Annotated in this window: 16 protein-coding genes; 12 read left to right on the top strand and 4 right to left on the bottom strand. The window is 63.1% G+C overall.

All coding sequences use genetic code 11. The features are described 5' to 3' along the window. The first annotated feature begins 73 nt into the window (after positions 1-73). The 3 genes from priA to SB659_RS15990 are packed head-to-tail and all read left to right on the top strand — an operon-like array spanning position 74 to position 3,057. A complete protein-coding gene (gene priA / locus SB659_RS16000) occupies positions 74-814 on the top strand; it encodes a bifunctional 1-(5-phosphoribosyl)-5-((5-phosphoribosylamino)methylideneamino)imidazole-4-carboxamide isomerase/phosphoribosylanthranilate isomerase PriA (RefSeq protein ID WP_284976626.1) in 741 nt (246 codons plus the stop codon). Continuing rightward, complete coding sequence (locus tag SB659_RS15995; RefSeq protein WP_410551040.1) at positions 814-1,701, top strand: SseB family protein; 888 nt, start codon at positions 814-816, stop codon at positions 1,699-1,701. The genes priA and SB659_RS15995 overlap by 1 nt, the downstream gene beginning before the upstream one ends. Before the next feature lie 51 nt (positions 1,702-1,752). Then, positions 1,753-3,057 (top strand): MFS transporter, encoded by a 1,305-nt coding sequence (locus SB659_RS15990; protein WP_410551039.1) that lies wholly within the window; start codon positions 1,753-1,755, stop codon positions 3,055-3,057. A gap of 106 nt (positions 3,058-3,163) precedes the next feature. On the opposite strand, the gene SB659_RS15985 is transcribed toward SB659_RS15990, so the two are convergent. After that, complete coding sequence (locus SB659_RS15985) at positions 3,164-3,562, bottom strand: DUF1844 domain-containing protein (RefSeq protein WP_284980032.1); 399 nt, start codon at positions 3,560-3,562, stop codon at positions 3,164-3,166. A gap of 395 nt (positions 3,563-3,957) precedes the next feature. Between SB659_RS15985 and infC the strand changes: the two genes are divergently transcribed. From infC to SB659_RS15960, 5 genes are all read left to right on the top strand, one after another. Further along, positions 3,958-5,028 (top strand): translation initiation factor IF-3, encoded by a 1,071-nt coding sequence (gene infC / locus SB659_RS15980; RefSeq protein ID WP_410551038.1) that lies wholly within the window; start codon positions 3,958-3,960, stop codon positions 5,026-5,028. A gap of 119 nt (positions 5,029-5,147) precedes the next feature. Then, the gene (rpmI, locus tag SB659_RS15975) at positions 5,148-5,342 is read left to right on the top strand and encodes a 50S ribosomal protein L35 (RefSeq protein ID WP_059387794.1); all 195 of its coding nucleotides are present in this window, start codon (positions 5,148-5,150) and stop codon (positions 5,340-5,342) included. Between the two features lie 118 nt (positions 5,343-5,460). Further along, a complete protein-coding gene (gene rplT, locus SB659_RS15970; protein WP_284976630.1) occupies positions 5,461-6,138 on the top strand; it encodes a 50S ribosomal protein L20 in 678 nt (225 codons plus the stop codon). A 25-nt stretch (positions 6,139-6,163) separates the two neighbouring features. After that, complete coding sequence (locus SB659_RS15965) at positions 6,164-7,075, top strand: TrmH family RNA methyltransferase (RefSeq protein WP_410551037.1); 912 nt, start codon at positions 6,164-6,166, stop codon at positions 7,073-7,075. Positions 7,076-7,191: 116 nt separating this feature from the next. After that, complete coding sequence (locus SB659_RS15960; RefSeq protein WP_284980034.1) at positions 7,192-8,118, top strand: cation diffusion facilitator family transporter; 927 nt, start codon at positions 7,192-7,194, stop codon at positions 8,116-8,118. Between the two features lie 4 nt (positions 8,119-8,122). Here SB659_RS15960 and SB659_RS15955 read toward each other — a convergent pair whose 3' ends face one another. Beyond that, positions 8,123-9,331: an MFS transporter gene (locus SB659_RS15955; RefSeq protein ID WP_410551036.1), complete on the bottom strand. Its 1,209-nt coding sequence runs from the start codon at positions 9,329-9,331 to the stop codon at positions 8,123-8,125. Between the two features lie 133 nt (positions 9,332-9,464). On the opposite strand from SB659_RS15955, the gene SB659_RS15950 reads away from it, so the two are divergent. Then, entirely contained in the window at positions 9,465-9,899 is a 435-nt protein-coding gene (locus tag SB659_RS15950) for a (deoxy)nucleoside triphosphate pyrophosphohydrolase (RefSeq protein ID WP_410551035.1), read from the top strand. A 50-nt stretch (positions 9,900-9,949) separates the two neighbouring features. Here SB659_RS15950 and SB659_RS15945 read toward each other — a convergent pair whose 3' ends face one another. Next, positions 9,950-11,068, bottom strand: coding sequence for an Rv2578c family radical SAM protein (locus SB659_RS15945; protein WP_410551034.1), 1,119 nt, complete (start codon positions 11,066-11,068; stop codon positions 9,950-9,952). A gap of 220 nt (positions 11,069-11,288) precedes the next feature. On the opposite strand from SB659_RS15945, the gene pheS reads away from it, so the two are divergent. The 3 genes from pheS to SB659_RS15930 all read left to right on the top strand — a co-directional run bounded on the left by pheS (position 11,289) and on the right by SB659_RS15930 (position 15,610). Further along, positions 11,289-12,350, top strand: coding sequence for a phenylalanine--tRNA ligase subunit alpha (gene pheS, locus SB659_RS15940; protein ID WP_284980039.1), 1,062 nt, complete (start codon positions 11,289-11,291; stop codon positions 12,348-12,350). Positions 12,351-12,352: 2 nt separating this feature from the next. Next, the gene (pheT, locus tag SB659_RS15935) at positions 12,353-14,896 is read left to right on the top strand and encodes a phenylalanine--tRNA ligase subunit beta (RefSeq protein ID WP_410551033.1); all 2,544 of its coding nucleotides are present in this window, start codon (positions 12,353-12,355) and stop codon (positions 14,894-14,896) included. 63 nt (positions 14,897-14,959) lie between these two features. Beyond that, a complete protein-coding gene (locus SB659_RS15930) occupies positions 14,960-15,610 on the top strand; it encodes a 4'-phosphopantetheinyl transferase family protein (RefSeq protein WP_410551032.1) in 651 nt (216 codons plus the stop codon). A 4-nt stretch (positions 15,611-15,614) separates the two neighbouring features. Here the strand turns inward: SB659_RS15930 and SB659_RS15925 are convergent, their stop codons facing one another. After that, positions 15,615-16,949: a M1 family metallopeptidase gene (locus tag SB659_RS15925; protein WP_410551031.1), complete on the bottom strand. Its 1,335-nt coding sequence runs from the start codon at positions 16,947-16,949 to the stop codon at positions 15,615-15,617. Positions 16,950-16,955 lie beyond the last annotated feature (6 nt).

Below are 16,955 nucleotides of genomic sequence, written 5' to 3'. Positions count from 1 at the left end.
GGATCCACTGATTACGCCCAACTCCGCTTCTGTCTCTGAACCGCTGCGTTCCCCTGACTCTCCTAGGACCTACATGACCACCTCACAGCCCATCCTGGAACTCCTGCCCGCCGTCGACATCGTTGAGGGCCAAGCAGTCCGGCTTTTGCAAGGTGAAGCGGGCTCGGAAACCAGCTACGGAACGCCCTTGGAAGCTGCGCTGAACTGGCAGGAAGCCGGTGCCGAATGGGTCCACATGGTAGACCTCGACGCCGCTTTCGGGCGCGGTAACAACGCGGACCTTATCAATGAGGTGGTCTCCCAACTCGACGTCAAGGTGGAATTGTCCGGTGGGTTGAGGGACGACGAGTCCCTGGAACGCGCCCTTGGCCTCGGCGTCGCCCGCGTTAATTTGGGAACTGCAGCTTTGGAAAATCCTGAATGGACCCGCCGCGCCATCGAACGCTTCGGTGACAGGATCGCCGTCGGGCTGGACGTTCGCGGCACCACATTGGCTGGCCGCGGCTGGACGAAAGAAGGCGGAGACCTGTGGGACGTCCTGGCCCGCCTTGAGGACGCGGGATGCGCCCGCTACGTGGTCACCGATGTCACCAAGGATGGTACTCTGCAAGGCCCGAACGTTGAGTTGCTGCGCCAAATGGTCGAGAAGACCGGCAAGCCCGTGGTGGCCTCTGGCGGAATATCGAGCCTGGAAGACCTCCGGGTGTTGCGTGAGCTGGTTCCCATGGGTGTCGAGGGTGCGATTGTGGGCAAGGCGCTGTACGCAGGCGCGTTCACTTTGCCCGAGGCCCTGGATGTTGCCGGCCGCCGCTGATGGCCGAGGAATCACGACGACGGGAATTGCCGGGGCATATCGCGGCGGCACTGGCCGGTGCCGGCGGAGCAACCGATTCAGCAGGTCAGCCGTGGGCCGGTCGAAGCCTCAGCGGGGATCACGCCGTCATCCATAATTTCGACAACGACGACGGACAGCCCGACGCCGGGTACCTCGCCGCCGTCGGAGCGTTGTTGGATGGCACCGGCAGCGAGGCCGATGTTGTGGCCTCCCTGGCGACAGCGAGGGTCTTCGTTCCTGTTGTGGCGCAGCTTGCTGAGGAAGCCGAGGCCGTTGACGGGTTGCATGCCGATAAACAAGCGGATATGGCCTTGGTCACCCTCACGGCTCCGGATGGCCGCAGGGCCATGCCCGTGTTCACCTCCTCCGCTGCCTTGGAGAACTGGCACGCCGAGGCGCGTCCGGTGGCCGTTTATGCTGCTCGTGCAGCGCTGTCCGCGGTGTCTGAGAATGCTCAACTTCTGGTTGTCGATCCCGGTTCGGCATACACCTTCGTGGTGCGGCGTCCAGCCATGTGGGCCTTGGCGCAGCAGCGGGACTGGACGCCGTCATACCTGGATGATCAACTGGAGTCTGCTCTCGCTTCAGCTGCTTCCGATTTCCCTGCCGTGCGGCGGCTGGAAACCAGACCCGGGGGAGGCCTCGCGTCTTTGACGGCAGACGGCCGTTCCGTGTCCGGTGGCGGTCCGGGGCCGGAACTGCAGGTAGTCCTGTTCCTCGATGACGGGCTGGATGCCACGGCGGTTCAAGCCCTGGTGGGCGGTCTCAACGAAGCGTGGGCGGGGTTGGAGTTGTTCGCTGAGAACGTGGACTCCATAGAAGTGAAATTGCAGCGCGCGGCGCAGGAGCCGCAGTTGCGTCAGTAAGGCAGTACCGGTTTCCCGGGACTGCCCCGGGGGAACCAGAGGAATCAACGCGTGAACTTCGCTCTCTACAAAGAGATGTTGGCCATCCGACCTGTCCGGCGTTTGTTGGTGGTGGGCATGGTGGCCCGCATACCGCACTCTGCAGCCGGTGTGCTGCTGACTTTGCATATCGTCCTGACCCTGGGGGAGGGCTACGCCGCCGCCGGTGCGGCCGCCGCGGTGATGACCATCGGCATCGCGGTGGGAGCTCCATGGCGCGGCCGGCGGGTGGACACGGTGGGGCTTCGGAAAGCGCTGATCCCTTCGGTGGTCTCGGAAACCGTTATCTGGTCGATCGTTCCGCACGTCCCTTACGAATGGCTGCTTCCCTTGGTTTTCGTGGGGGGACTCTTCACACTGCCGATATTCAGCGTGGTCCGCCAATCCTTGGGAGTGTTGGTGGACGGTGAGCAGCGGAGGTCAGCTTTCGCGCTCGATTCGATCGCCACGGAGATCGTGTTCATGATCGGACCGGCCGTCGGCGCCATCGTTGCGACCAGCGGGTTCGCTGCGGTGGGCCTCACCGCCGTCGGGGTTTCCGTCTCCGCGGCAGGTTTGTTCCTGATGTGGTTCAACCCGCCCACCCGCAGCGATAAGGCGAGCACGCCGCAGGAAACGCTCGAACAAGCGGCAGCCGATCTGGCCGCAGCCGAGGCCGCCGTTGTCGCTTCGGCACCTTCCCATGTTCAGGAAGCGGCATCCGAGATGGCTTCTTCCCGGTCAAGGGCGTCCGCCATGCGGGGCCGTGTGGCAAGGAATTTCAGTTGGTTTACCGTTGCCGTGGCGGCGTTGTTTGCCGTTGCGGCAGGTTCCGGGATGGTGCTGAGTGGTTCCGATGTGAGCATTGTCGGCCTGCTGCAGCGCGGTGGAAACCAAAACCAAATCGGAATCGTGTTCTTCTTCTGGTGCGCATCCTCCGTGGTGGGAGGGCTGATCTATGGAGCCATGAAGCGTCCCATCTCACCCATGCTCCTGCTCCTTGGTATGGCCGCCCTGACGATTCCCATGGGATTCGCGCACGACACCTGGACCTTGGCGTTCCTATCCCTGTTGCCGGGGTTGCTGTGCGCGCCGGTCCTGTCTGCTTCCTCCGAAAAAGTGGCCGACCTCGTGGATGAGGAGCGCCGCGGCGAAGCCATGGGATGGTACGGGTCAGCACTGACTGCCGGCGTGGCCCTCGGCTCACCCCTTGCAGGAGTCTTCATCGACGCGGTTGGACCCTCGGCCGGGTTTGCGGCAGTTGGCGTGGCAGGCGTTGTGCTGTGCGCTGCCGGACTCGCCCTCATGTCGCTGCGGCGCCGCACGGCCCGCGTCTGACAGCCCCGCCTCTGACAGCAGGAAAACGACGACGGCGGCCAGCACCCTGTGGGGCTGACCGCCGTCGGCAGTTCTGTGGCCTGAGCCGATCTGTTCTTTCGGCTGGCTAGTTCACCGGTCCAGTGAACTTCTCGCCCGGGCCCTTGCCCGGTGCATCGGGGATGATCGACGCCTCGCGGAAGGCCAATTGCAGGGAGCGCAGTCCGTCACGCAACGGACCGGCGTGCTGCGAGCCAATTTCCGGGGCGGCGGCCGATACCAGGCCGGCCAGTGCAGTGATCAACTTACGTGCTTCGTCGAGATCTTTGAGGTCTTCAGCGTTCGGATCGTCAGCAAGGCCGACCTTCACGGCCGCGGCACTCATGAGGTGGACCGCGCCGGTGGTAATGACTTCCACAGCCGGGACCTCGGCGATGTCGCGGATCTGCTGGGCTACCCCGGCGTCAGCGGCGGAGGTGGCGTCGCCGCCAAAGGAGTTGCGGGAATTGCTGTCTTCAGTACTCATACTGGTAAGCTTGTCACAGACCAACTGGAAGTCGTTATTTGCAGATGTTGGCCAGCAGTCAATCTTCCCGCCGCGTGGAATGTGCGCATGGCGGGTTATTTCTGTAGAATTGACTTTCAGTTTGCAAGCGGAGTTCTCTCCCACCCGCGTCAGCCGTTCCCCTCGGGGACAAGATCCCTTTGACGGGACAAGAGGTTGCCGGGTACTGGTCGGGCAGTTCGGGTGGTTTGACCTCCCAAACTGCGTGCTCCCACCGCGGAGCGCATCCGATCCTTGAGGCCTTCGATTGCACCAGCAATTGGAGGCCTTCTCTATTTGCCGGTGATAATCACCACAACCACAGGAGCTTTAACATTAGCGAGCCAAGAATCAATGAGCGTATCCGCGTCCCCGAGGTGCGGCTGGTCGGCCCTGCCGGCGAACAGGTAGGAATTGTCCGCATCGAAGATGCTTTGCGTCTTGCTGCCGAATCCGATCTCGATCTCGTTGAAGTTGCCCCGCAGGCTAAACCTCCTGTTTGCAAGTTGATGGACTTCGGCAAGTACAAGTACGAAGCCGCTGTGAAAGCCCGTGAGGCCCGCAAGAACCAGACCAACACGGTTCTTAAGGAAATCCGTTTCCGCTTGAAGATCGACAAGCACGACTACGAAACCAAGCGTGGACATGCCCTTCGCTTCCTCGGCGCCGGTGACAAGGTCAAGGCCATGATCCAGTTCCGTGGCCGCGAACAGCAGCGTCCCGAGATGGGCATCCGCTTGCTGCAGCGCTTCGCTGAAGATGTTGCAGAGGTTGGGATCGTAGAGTCCAGCCCGCGCATCGATGGCCGCAACATGGTCATGGTGGTTGGCCCGCTGAAGAACAAGGCAGAAGCCAAGGCTGAAGCCCGCCGTGCTGTGCAGCGCGCTGAAGCCAAGGCGGAGAACGAAGCCAAGGCTGCTGGGCGTGTGGACACGACCGGTGACCAGGCTCCGCTGACGCAGTCCCTCGGTGACCTTCTTCCGGCAGGTTTCCTGACCAGCGACGACGAGTCGACTCAGGATGCTGTGGACGCGACCGAAGAGCTGACCCCGGAAACGGACGAGGCTCCGGCAGTCGAGGCGGCAGCAGAGGAAGCCCCCGAGGTTGAAGCGGTTGCCGTAGCTGAAGAGGTTCCGGCAGAGGAAGTTCCGGCAACGCCCGAAGCACCTGCTGCCAAGGAAGCCCCGGTAGTTGAAGAGGCTCCTGTTGCACAAGAGGCTCCTGCTGTTGCCAAGGAAGCCCCGGTCGCCAAGGCAGCTCCGGCTGCCAAGGAAGCTCCGGTCACCAGGGCAGCTCCGGCTGCAGCAAAGCCGGCTGTACCGGCAACTCCGAAGCCTGCAGTTCCTGCGGCTCCGAAGCCGGTCGCCAAGCCGGCTGCCCCGAAGCCGGCGGCACGCCCGGCAGCTCCCAAAGCTGCCCCGAAGCCGGCATCACGCAAGACCACCTAGTTCGACGCCTTGGAGGCCTGGCCTCCTCCGGCAAGCAACCAGCACGCAGGCCCCCTAGAGGCCGGCTGCACAAAAGAATCGCGGACTTGTCCGTGGATTACGTAAGGAGATCGGTTCCCATGCCGAAGATGAAGACCCACAGCGGTGCCAAGAAGCGCTTCAAGCTGACCGGTACCGGCAAGCTGAAGCGTCAGCAGGCCAACCGCCGTCACTACCTGGAGCACAAGTCCTCCACGCTGACCCGTCGCCTCGCCGGCGACAAGATCGTCTTCAAGGGCGATGCCAAGGTCATCAAGAAGATGCTCGGCGTCTAAGTTCCAAGTCATTGGTTGATGCCAACCGGCAGCAACCAACTACACCAAAAGCGTTCTCAGGCCGGCCGGATTCCCGGCAGTAGCAGCTTGGGATAAAGATTTCTGAAGGAGTACGCACGTGGCACGTGTGAAGCGGGCGGTAAACGCCCACAAGAAGCGCCGGGTTATCCTCGAACGCGCAAAGGGTTACCGCGGTCAGCGCTCGCGCTTGTACCGTAAGGCCAAAGAGCAGCTGCTGCACTCGTTTGTGTACAGCTACGGCGACCGCCGTAAGAAGAAGGGTGACTTCCGTCGCCTCTGGATCCAGCGCATCAACGCTGCATCCCGCGCCAACGGCCTCACCTACAACCGCCTGATCCAGGGCCTGAAGGCCGCTGAGGTTGAGGTTGACCGCCGTATGCTGGCCGAGTTGGCTGTCTCTGACGCCAACGCGTTTGCTGCTCTGGTGAACGTTGCAAAGGCTGCCCTGCCGTCTGACACGTCTGCTCCTGCCGCCAAGGCTGAGGTTGCAGCTCCCAAGGCTGCAAAGGTTGCTCCGGCTGCCGCTACGGCTACTGCTGTCAAGGCTGTTGTCACCGAGAAGCCGGCCATCGATGGCGCTATTGCCGCTGACGGCGACGAAGCTCCGGAAGGCCACGCCATCAAGGGCAACGCCGAGTCCAAGAAGTACCACGTTCCGGGTTCCACCTGGTACAACACCACGGCTGCTGAGTACTGGTTCTCCACCGTTGAGGCTGCAAAGGCTGCTGGCTTCGAGCCGGCCGGCGGCGAAGCCCGCCAGCAGATCAAGAACTAGTCGCAACTGCCACTAAAGTTCTTATATGAACCAAACCGGGCGCCCGCAAGACTTTCCGATGACCAACCCCCGAGCTGATCGGGTGAGGGATGTCGCCAAGCTTGCCGGGCGCCCGGCCCGTTTAAAGCGCGGGCGTTTCCTCGCTGAGGGGCCGCAGGCTGTTCGCGAGGCGCTGACCCTGCACCGTGAGCGCACCGCCCGTGGTGGTCCCGCCGTCGTGCATGAAGTATTCGCAAGTGCCGCGTGCCTGGACCGGCTGCCCGAACTTGCCGAACTTGCCGAGGGGACACTGCTGCGGCTCGCCACCGACGAGGTTCTGGCCGCCATGGCGGACACCGTCAATCCGCAGGGGATAGTGGCCGTCTGCAGTTTTGTGGACGTGAGCCTGGATTCAGTGCTCGACGCCGGGCCCCGGCTTATCGCTGTGATGTGCCAGGTGCGCGACCCCGGCAACGCCGGGACAGTCCTGCGTGCTGCTGACGCCGCTGGTGCGGATGCCGTGGTCCTGACGGGCTCCAGCGTGGACATCTACAATCCAAAAGCCGTCCGTTCAACGGCCGGTTCGCTTTTTCACCTGCCGGTGGTCCTGGGCGCCGACGTCGAAGACGTGGTGGCGCGCTGCAAAGGGCTCGGAATCGGGATCCTTGCAGCCGATGGCTACGGAACACTGGACCTGGACCGGCTGCAGGACGAGAACGCTGCCCGCCGGCTCGGGCAAGCTTCCGTTGAGTCCCCTTACGCTTTGGAAAGGCCCACAGCGTGGCTCTTCGGCAATGAAGCCCAAGGTTTGTCCGAGGCCGAATTGGCACTGGCGGACCACCGTGTGGCGGTGCCGGTATATGGAGCCGCGGAAAGCTTGAACGTGGGAACGGCTGCCACTGTTTGCCTCTATGCAAGTGCCCGATCGCAGCAGGGTGCCAGAGTCCCAAATATGTAAACCGTGCCCCGGCCGGTACGGTATTGCTTGCAAGAACAGCCAATGGCGACTCTTCTTGGACACATCAGATTCTTTCCGGTTTTGAACTTTCCAGTATGTGAAAAGGTGGGGCTTTCATGGCTGCAGGTGGCGGTAGCAAGGCAATCGTGGCGGCACTGGCGGCTAACCTCGCCATCGCTGTGCTGAAGTTCCTCGCGTTCTTCCTCACGACGTCCTCGTCCATGCTGGCTGAGGCTATCCACTCCGTGGCCGATTCGGGCAACCAGGTTCTGCTGCTCGTTGGCGGCAAGCGGTCCAAGCGGGCTGCCAGCCCCGAGCACCCGTTCGGCTACGGCCGGGAACGCTACATCTACGCGTTCATCGTTTCCATAGTGCTCTTCAGTGTTGGCGGCTTGTTTGCCCTGTACGAGGCGTACGAGAAATTCCTGCACCCGCACGGCATAGAGGGCGATTTTTGGTGGGTTCCGCTGGTTGTTTTGGTGGGCGCCATCATCGCCGAGGGATTTTCGTTCCGGACCGCCATCAAGGAATCGAATCAGACCCGCGGTAAACAAACCTGGGTCAAGTTCGTGCGCAACGCCAAGCAGCCTGAGCTCCCCGTCATCCTGCTTGAGGACTTCGGGGCCCTTATTGGCTTGGTGTTTGCCCTGTTCGGCGTTGGCATGACGCTGGTCACGGGAAACGGCGTTTGGGATGCTGTTGGCACAGGCATGATCGGCTTGCTGTTGGTCTGTATCGCAGTGATCTTGGCCCTCGAGACCAAGTCCCTGCTCCTTGGCGAGTCGGCCACGCGGGAAGATGTTCTTCGGATTACTGCCGCACTGGAGGCCGACGGAACAGGCATCATCCACCTCAAGACCATGCACCTGGGGCCGGAGGAGCTGCTGGTAGCGGCAAAGATCAGTATCGGCGCGGCCGACACCGGCCGGGAAATTGCCCAGGCAATAGACGACGCCGAACGGCGGATCCGGACGGCTGTCCCGATCGCGCGGGTGATCTACCTGGAGCCCGACCTTGAGCGGGCGAAGCTGGAACAGGCTTAGCCCATCAGCTGACCAGTGGTCTCCGGCGCTCAAGCAGGCCACTGATCACCGCAACGGCGAGGCCGAGCATGGCCAGTACGGCGCCTACGAGGGCCGGAGCGGTGTACCCCCAGCCCCACGCGATGACTGTCCCGCCCAGGAACGCTCCCAAGGCGTTGGCAACGTTCAGGGCCGAGTGGTTCAGCGAAGATGCCAAGGACGCGGCGCCGGGGGCTGCGTCCAAAAGCCTGGTTTGCAGTGCTGGTGTGAGCATCGAGCCGGTGCCGCCAACAACGAACGCCATGCAGAAAGCTGCCGGCGCCCAGTGGGCGGAGATCGCGTAGACCACAAGGGCTGCTGCGATTCCGGGCATCACCCAGTAGATGGTGCCCATGACGGATTTGTCTGCGATCCGCCCGCCAATGATGTTGCCTGCAACCATTCCGAGTCCATAAAGGGCAACGACGGAGGGAAGGAGGCTTTCCGGGATGCCGGCCACGGAGGTCATCGTGTGAGCTATGTAGGTGTAAACGGCGAAGAAGCCGCCGAAACCAATGATGCCGATCAGGAGCGCCAGCCACACTTGGAGGCGTTTGAGGGCGCCGAGCTCGCGCCGGATGCTGGCTTCGGGATGCGCGGCTTCAAAGGGAACGAACTTCCAGATCAGGACGACGGTCAGGAGCCCGATCGCGCCAACGATGATGAACAGCAGCCGCCAGCCGAAGGTCTGGCCAACCCAGGTAGCCACTGGCACGCCGATCACGTTGGAGACCGTCAGGCCTGCCATGACCATGGAGATCGCCCAGCCCCGTTTGGTGGGGGCGACCAAGCCGGCGGCTATCACTGCTGCCACGCCGAAGAAAGCCCCGTGTGGGAGGCCGGAGGCAAAGCGTGAGAACAGCATGAGGCCGTAATCAGGGGCTATGAACGAGGACAGGTTCGCCAGCGAAAGGAAGAGCATCAGGCCCAGCGCCAAGTGTTTCCGGGGAAGTTTCGCCCCGACGGCCGCGAACACCGGCGCGCCGATGACTACGCCGAGGGCATATGCGGAAATCAGGTTGCCGGCTTCAGGTGTGCTGATGTGCAGGCCGCCTTCTATCTCCTTCAAAAGTCCCATCATGGCGAACTCTGTGGTTCCAATGGCGAACCCGCCGGTGGCCAAGGCCACGATGGCCAAGCCAAGGTGGCGTTTTGCCCGCGTGGCGACGGTGGAGGGGGACACAGTGGTAGTCATAGACCTGTTTCTGGAGGGCGCCGGACCGGCTGGGAGAGCGGAGAAAATCCGATTACTAGTCTAGTCCCGTCGTTGGAGTAAAGGGCGGCTTTGTGACAAGGCCCATGGTTCGCAGTGGCCCTAGACTGTTGCGGTGACTGCACTGATACATGTGGTGGGCGCAGCCGTCGTCGACTCCTTGGATGCTCCGACCCGACTCTTGGCCGCGCGCCGTACCGCGCCTCCGCAATTCGCGGGGATGTGGGAGTTTCCGGGCGGCAAAGTGGAAGCCGGGGAGTCGCCGGAAGCAGCACTTCACCGTGAGCTGGCCGAAGAGTTGGGCGTTGAGGTGCGGCTGGGGACGGAACTGGCCTCCGGACAGGAGCACGGTTGGCGGCTGAATGATCGGGCCGTGATGCGTGTCTGGTTCGCTGAGCTCGTTGTCGGCGAACCACGGCCCTTGGAAGATCATGATGAACTGCGCTGGGTCACCGTGGGAGATCCCGAGCAGGTGCTTGGGCTCAGCTGGATTCCTGCCGACTTGCCGATCGTCATGGAGTTGCTGGACCACGTGGGCGCATTAGCTTAGGGGGCGGTGGCTTAGGGCCCGGTGATTTGGAGCAGTATCCCTGTTGGGCCTCAGAACAGCGGCTGTTGACCGTTGAGGGGAGCCCCTGCTCCTGGCCCCAGCGGAGTTGTTCCGGGCATGGAATCAGTACCTTGCCGGGTTCCACCGGCAGCCCGGGCGTTCCGATGGCTGAAGCCGTGGGTGGCCGTGAAGCCGTACTTTGCCTTGAAGTGATTGACTCTGTGGGACAGCCAGGTGCGGTATTCCTTGGACGCGTATGAGCCTTGGCCGTAGAGGCGACGATATTTCCCCACCAACTCCGGGTGCTGCTCCGCGAGCCATTTCATGTACCAATCGCGTGTTCCAGGCTTGAGGTACAGGGCTCCTGCAGTGACCCCCGTAGCGCCGGCCTTGGCCAATTCGCTGAATAAGGACTCAAGGGCCGCGTCCGAATCGGTGAGCCACGGCAATATGGGCATTGCCATGACTCCGCATCCCAAACCGGCATCGCGAAGGCGGGCGATGAGTTTGAGGCGCGCCCTGGGGGAGGGGGTGCCGGGCTCGATGAGTTCCGCGAGGTCCTCGTTGGTCATGGCCAAGGAGATGCCAAGGTCAACTGGAACCTGCGTTGCCGCGTGCTTGAGCAGCGGAATATCGCGAGCCAGGAGGGTGCCTTTGGTCAAGATGGAGAACGGTGTGCCCGAATCCGCGAGTGCCCTGATGATTCCGGGCATCAACGCGTACCGGCCTTCGGCGCGCTGGTACGGATCAGTGTTGGTTCCAAGCGCTACCTGATGCCGGGCCCAGGAAGCCTTGGCGAGTTCCCGGGTCAGCACCTCCGCGGCGTTGATCTTGACCACCACCTGGGAATCGAAATCACGCCCGGCGTCGAACTCCAGATAGGTATGGGTCTTGCGTGCGAAGCAGTAGACGCAGGCGTGGCTGCAGCCGCGGTAAGGGTTCACCGTCCATTCAAACGGCATGTTGGAACCGGGCGGCACCTTGTTGAGCACTGACTTTGCGGTGACCTCATGGAAGGTGACTCCGGAGAATTCAGGTGTTGAGATGGAACGCACAAGCCCGGACAGCGGTAGCAGGGCGTCCAAAGCCGGGGCAGGGCCCGGAAGCCCGCCGCCGTTTTCACGTGCCGTTCCACGTGCGGGTGAAAGTGCTTGCGCGTCCCATCTCATAACCCCTATTCGAATGTATGTTCGAATGAATGTCAAGGCATTCACCTGTCGTCGCCGCGCCCGGCAAGCAGCCTCCGCGGCGCTGTCGCGTCCCGGGCGAATCACCACTGTGGCGTTCTACTAGACTGTGGGGTAGTGCCCGCCGTACCCGGTGAGCGCTACCTTTTCGTTTTGCAGGCTGGCTTGCCGGCCGCTCCCTACTCGTAGCTAAGAACAGTAGATGACTGACACTTTGCCAGGCGCTGCCAGCCCCAATCCGCTGGACGAAGCCGCCATCACCGCCGCCGTCGAGGATGCCGTCGCAGCAATTGCCGCCGCGTCCTCCCTTGAAGAACTCAAGGCCGTCCGCCTCGCGCACACGGGTGAGAAGTCGCCCCTCAGCCTGGCCAACCGTGAAATTGGCTCGCTGGCCAAGGAGCACAAGGCAGCCGCAGGCAAGCTCATGGGCTCCTCCCGTGGGCGTGTCAACCAAGCGCTCGCAGCCCGGACCCAGGTGCTCGAAGCGGAGAATGACGCCCGCATCCTGGTGGAGGAAACCGTCGACGTCACGGCAGCGCCTCGTCGTCGTCGTGCCGGTGCCCGGCACCCGTTGTCGACCTTGCAGGACCGTGTCTCGGACATCTTCGTCGGGATGGGTTGGGAAATTGCCGAAGGTCCCGAGGTGGAATCCGAGTGGTTCAACTTCGACGCGCTGAACTTCAAGCCTGATCACCCGGCGCGTGAAATGCAGGACACATTCTTCGTGGAGCCGCCTGAGGCGCATCTGGTGATGCGCACGCACACCTCCCCGGTGCAGGTTCGCTCCATGTTGGAGCGGGACGTGCCCATTTACGTGCTGTGCCCAGGCAAGGTGTTCCGCACCGATGAACTCGATGCAACCCACACGCCGGTGTTCCACCAGTTCGAGGGACTCGCTATCGACAAGAACCTCAGCATGGCTGATCTACGCGGCACGCTGGAGCACTTCGCACGCCAGATGTTCGGTGACGAAGCTTCTATTCGGCTTCGCCCCAACTACTTCCCGTTCACGGAACCCTCCGCCGAGCTGGACATCTGGCACCCGGGCGCCAAGGGCGGGCCGCGCTGGATCGAGTGGGGTGGCTGCGGCATGGTCAACTCCAACGTCCTGCGGGCGGCAGGTATTGATCCGGATATCTATTCAGGTTTTGCCTTCGGCATGGGCATTGAGCGGACGCTTATGTTCCGCAATGAGGTCGGCGACATGCGCGACATGATCGAAGGCGATGTACGTTTCAGCGAGCACTTCGGGATGGAGATCTAACAGTGCGTATCCCACTTTCCTGGTTGCGTGAATTCGCGCAGGTTCCGGCAGATGCAACGGCCGAAGACGTCATGGCGGACCTGGTAAGGGTCGGTTTCGAAGAGGAGGACGTCCACCGTCCCACGAACGAACTCAGCGGTCCGATCGTCGTCGGCCAGGTGTTGAGCTTGGTTAAGGAACCCCAGTCCAATGGCAAGACCATCAACTGGTGCCAAGTCCGCGTCGTGCCTGAAGGACAGGAGCAGACGCTCAGCGGTAAGGGCATCGATCCTTCCGGCGTGCAGGGCATCATCTGCGGTGCGCACAACTTCGTTGAAGGTGACAAAGTTGTGGTCACCCTTCCCGGAGCAGTCCTGCCTGGAAACTTCCAGATCTCGGCTCGGAAGACGTACGGGCACCTGTCCGCCGGCATGATCGCCTCCGTCCGTGAACTCGGTATCGGCGATGACCATGATGGCATTTTGGTGCTTTCCCGCATTGGTCTCGATCCCGAGGTGGGCACCGACGCGATGGAACTCCTGGGCTTGTATGACCAAGCCGCAGAGATCAACGTCACCCCTGACCGGGGATACGCGTTCTCCATCCGCGGCGTCGCGCGTGAGTACGCCCACGCCACCGGAACGTCGTTCGTGGATCCCGCATCGCGGGTCACCGCACCTGCTTCACTGCACGGTGGTTACGGAGTGAAGCTCAACGACGACGCCCCGATCTACGGCAAGCAAGGTTGTGACCGCTTCGTGGCGCGAACCGTCCGTGGAGTGGACCCTTCACGGCCCACCCCGCCATGGATGGCCGCGCGGCTGCGTCTTGCCGGCGTGCGGTCGATTTCGCTGCCCGTGGACATCTCCAACTACGTCATGCTTGAGCTCGGACAACCGAACCACTGCTACGACCTCGACAAGCTGACCGGCGACATCGTGGTCCGCCGCGCCGTCGCGGGTGAGAAGATCACCACACTCGATGACAAGGAACGCAAGCTCGACGCCGAGGACCTGCTGATCACGGACGACTCCGGAGCCATCGGCATCGCTGGCGTCATGGGCGGCGCGCACACTGAAGTCTCGGACTCCACCACGAACATCCTGGTGGAAGCGGCACACTTCGACGAGGTATCCATTGCCCGTTCCCGCCGGCGCCACAAGCTCCCCTCAGAGGCCTCCAAGCGCTTCGAACGTGGCGTGGACTGGCACATCGCCGGGATCGCGGCCCAGCGCGTCGTCGACCTTTTGGTGGAGCTCGCTGGTGGCACCGCAGACGAGAACGGGACCGACGTCGGGACCGCGCCGGATGCCGTCACCATTGAGCTGCCGGCTGGTTACCCGTCCGCGCGGATCGGCATCGACTTCAGCGAGGAGCAGATCACCACCTCGCTCCAGGACTTGGGTGCAGTGGTTGAGAAGGGCGGCCCCGGCTACCTGGTCACGGCTCCGAGCTGGCGCAATGACCTCGAGACCAAGGACGACCTCTCCGAGGAGATCGCCCGCCTGGTCGGTTACGACATGATCCCGGCCACCTTGCCGGTGGCCCCTCCCGGGCGCGGTCTCAGCCGCACCCAGCAGCAAAAGCGGCGGGTCGTCCAGGCGCTCGCGGACGCCGGCCTGACCGAGGTGCTGTCCTACCCCTTCGTTACGAAGGCGGCAAACGACACCTTCGGTGTTGCCGTGGAGGGCCAGGCCCGTCCGGCCCTGAAGCTGGCCAACCCGATCAGCGAGGAGCACGGATACCTTCGGACCTCCATCCTGCCCGGGCTCATCGAGGTTGCCCGCCGAAACCACTCGCGCGGATTCCGGGACCTCGCGCTGTATGAGGCCGGTTCGGTCTTTCTCCCCGGCGAGAAGCTCGGTACCGGGTCCATCCCGCCGCTGGGCGTCAAGCCCACGGATGAGGTTCTTGATGAACTGTACGACGGCGTCCCCCCCCAGCCGCTTCACATCGGCGCCCTCCTGACCGGCCATGATTCCCCGGCGGCGGCGACCCACAAGCCTCGTGCTTGGGACTGGGCCGATGCCATTGACGTTGCCCGCATCATGGCTGACGTCCTGGGCGTCGAGCTGGTTGTAAGCCAAGGCAGTCACCAAGCCTTCCACCCGGGTCGTGCCGCCCAGCTTGCGCTGCGAAACGGTGACGTGGTGGGTTACGCGGGCGAGCTTCACCCGAAGCTCCTTGCATCCCATGACATGCCGGCTCGCTCCGTGGCTTTTGAGGTCAATGCAGGGGCTCTGTTCGAGGCGGCCGCTGACGTGATCGTTGCCAAGCACATCTCAGGGTTCCCCGTTGCGACGCAGGACGTCGCCTTGGTGGTTGCCGAAGGTGTGCCCGCGGATGAGGTGTTGGCCGCGCTGCGTGAAGGCGCTGGGGAGCTCCTCGAGGACGTTGCACTGTTCGACGTGTACGTTGGACCGGGTATTGAGGACGGGAAGAAATCGCTCGCTTTCGGGCTGCGTTTCCGTGCCGAGGACCGCACGCTGACCGCTGACGAGGCTTCCGACGCCCGCGGGGCAGCAGTGGCTGTCGCCGCGGAGCGCTTTGGAGCTGTTCAGCGCTGATATTTCTCGAGTAGGGCAAAGATCCCCGGGGCCATTGGTCCCGGGGATCTGAGGGAGGGTGTTGTGCCGGTGTTTGCGCTGCGCCGCCTCGGTGGCGTGCCCCTTCCAGATGACATCTTCAAGGCGCTGGGGGAGCCGGCTTACCAGCGTGCGTCCCGGTTCGCCGACCCTGCGGACCGGGATGGGTTTGTCGCCGGCCGGATCTCCCTTCAACAATTTGCCGGGTCGCTCCTCGACGTGGAACCCGAAAGGCTGGTCCCGGCTTACGACTGTCCGCAGTGCGGTCCGGGTCAAGACCACGGCCGCCCTGGTTTCACGCTCGACGGCGGCCCCGCACCTCTGGCGCTCAGCGCCTCCCGGGCGTCGGGCTGGGTGCTACTCGCCGGCGTCGTGCATCCGCCCGAGGGCCTCCGCCTGGGAGTGGACCTTGAAACGGTAGCTAGGGTTGACTTCGACGGCTTCGATAACGTTGCCCTGACCGAAAACGAGCAACGGTATCTGCTGACGGTGCCTGACGTGCAACGGGCCGTCGAGCGCGCACGCTTGTGGGCGCGCAAGGAGGCGTGGCTGAAAATGACGGGGGAAGGGCTGCGGCATAACCCCGCAGAAGTGGATGTCCAGGACCTGGCAGGCCTGTCCGACCTGCCAGGCCTGTCCGACCTCGGCGGCGTGGACCTACCGGGCGGACTGGTGGCGGCATTCGCACTGGGTTGAGCACTTAGCGCAGGGGTGGCAGCGCGGCTTCGTAAAGCCATGGCCGCAGCACCGCAGCAGCATCGAATCCCGGGATAAAAGCATCCGCAGCTTCCACCAGCATTTCGCTTGAAATCGAGCCATGGCGGTTGGCGCCGGTCCAGTGCTGAAGGAAACTGAAGAAGGCTAGATCGCCGGCAGCAACCCGCAGGGCATGGACAGCCAAGGCTCCGCGTTTGTAGACGCGATCGTCAAACATCAGCTCCGGGCCGGGGTCGCCGACCAGAAGGTCCTGGGGTCCGGCGTCGAGCTTCTTCCACGCCGCCGACGCGCGGTCGGCGACGGTCATGGTCCTGGATTCCTCGGACCACAACCATTCCGCGTAGCAGGCGAATCCCTCGTGGAGCCAGATGTCCTTCCAAGTGGTGACAGTCAGCGAGTTTCCAAACCATTGGTGGGAGAGTTCGTGGGCGATCAGGCGCTGCGCCTCCCACGCCTCACTCAGGTGGTTGCGGCCAAAGATGGACAGCGTCTGTGCTTCGAGTGGAATTTCGAGCTCATCCTCGGTCACCACAGAGGTGTAATCGGCGAAAGGGTATGGTCCAAAGCAGTCCTCAAACGTCCGCATCATGTCCGGCTGGCGGCCCAAGCCCCTGCGCGCGGCGTCTGCAAGGTCAGGCGTGACGGCCGCGAATTGGGGAACACGGTGATGGTGATCGTCGCGGTTGAGCGAAACCATGAGATAGCGGCCGATTTGGACTGTTGCCAGGTAGGTGGCCATGGGCTCGGCGTGCTCATAAACCCAGGTCTCGCGGCTGGACTTGCGGGACCTGGACACAAGCCGCCCATTGCACACGGGGCGGTAGTTCTCATCCGTGGTAACCGAAATCAGGTAGCTCGACTTGCTGCGGGGATGGTCGTTGCAGGGAAACCACGAGGCGGCGCCGTTGGGCTGTCCGGCCACCAGCACGCCGTCGGTCAATTCTTCCCAGCCCACATCTCCCCACAGCCCCCTTCGCGGTTTCGGGTTACCCTCATAGCGGATCTCGAGCGTGAACTGCTGGCCCGGTTTCAAGGTGGAGGCGGGGGTGAGTACCAGGTGTTCGGCGCGGTGGTTGAACTTCTGGAGCTTCTTGCCGTCCAGTTGAATTTTGCTGGCCCGCAATCCCACCAGATCCAAGACGACCTGCCGCAGGGGCTCCAGGGCAGTGCACAGCATGACCGCCTTGCCGATCAGCCTGTTGGAGCCCAGCCTCACATCGAGATCCAGTTCGTACCGATCGACGCGATAACTGGTACTGCCATGGTTCAAGGCGTAGGGGTCCGCTGGGTTCGGGGGAGAGCTGGTGGGGTGGGTCATGGTCTG

It is taken from the genome of Arthrobacter sp. SIMBA_036 (assembly GCF_046535135.1).
Taxonomy (GTDB): domain Bacteria; phylum Actinomycetota; class Actinomycetes; order Actinomycetales; family Micrococcaceae; genus Arthrobacter.
This window is presented reverse-complemented; position numbering and strand designations above follow the sequence as displayed.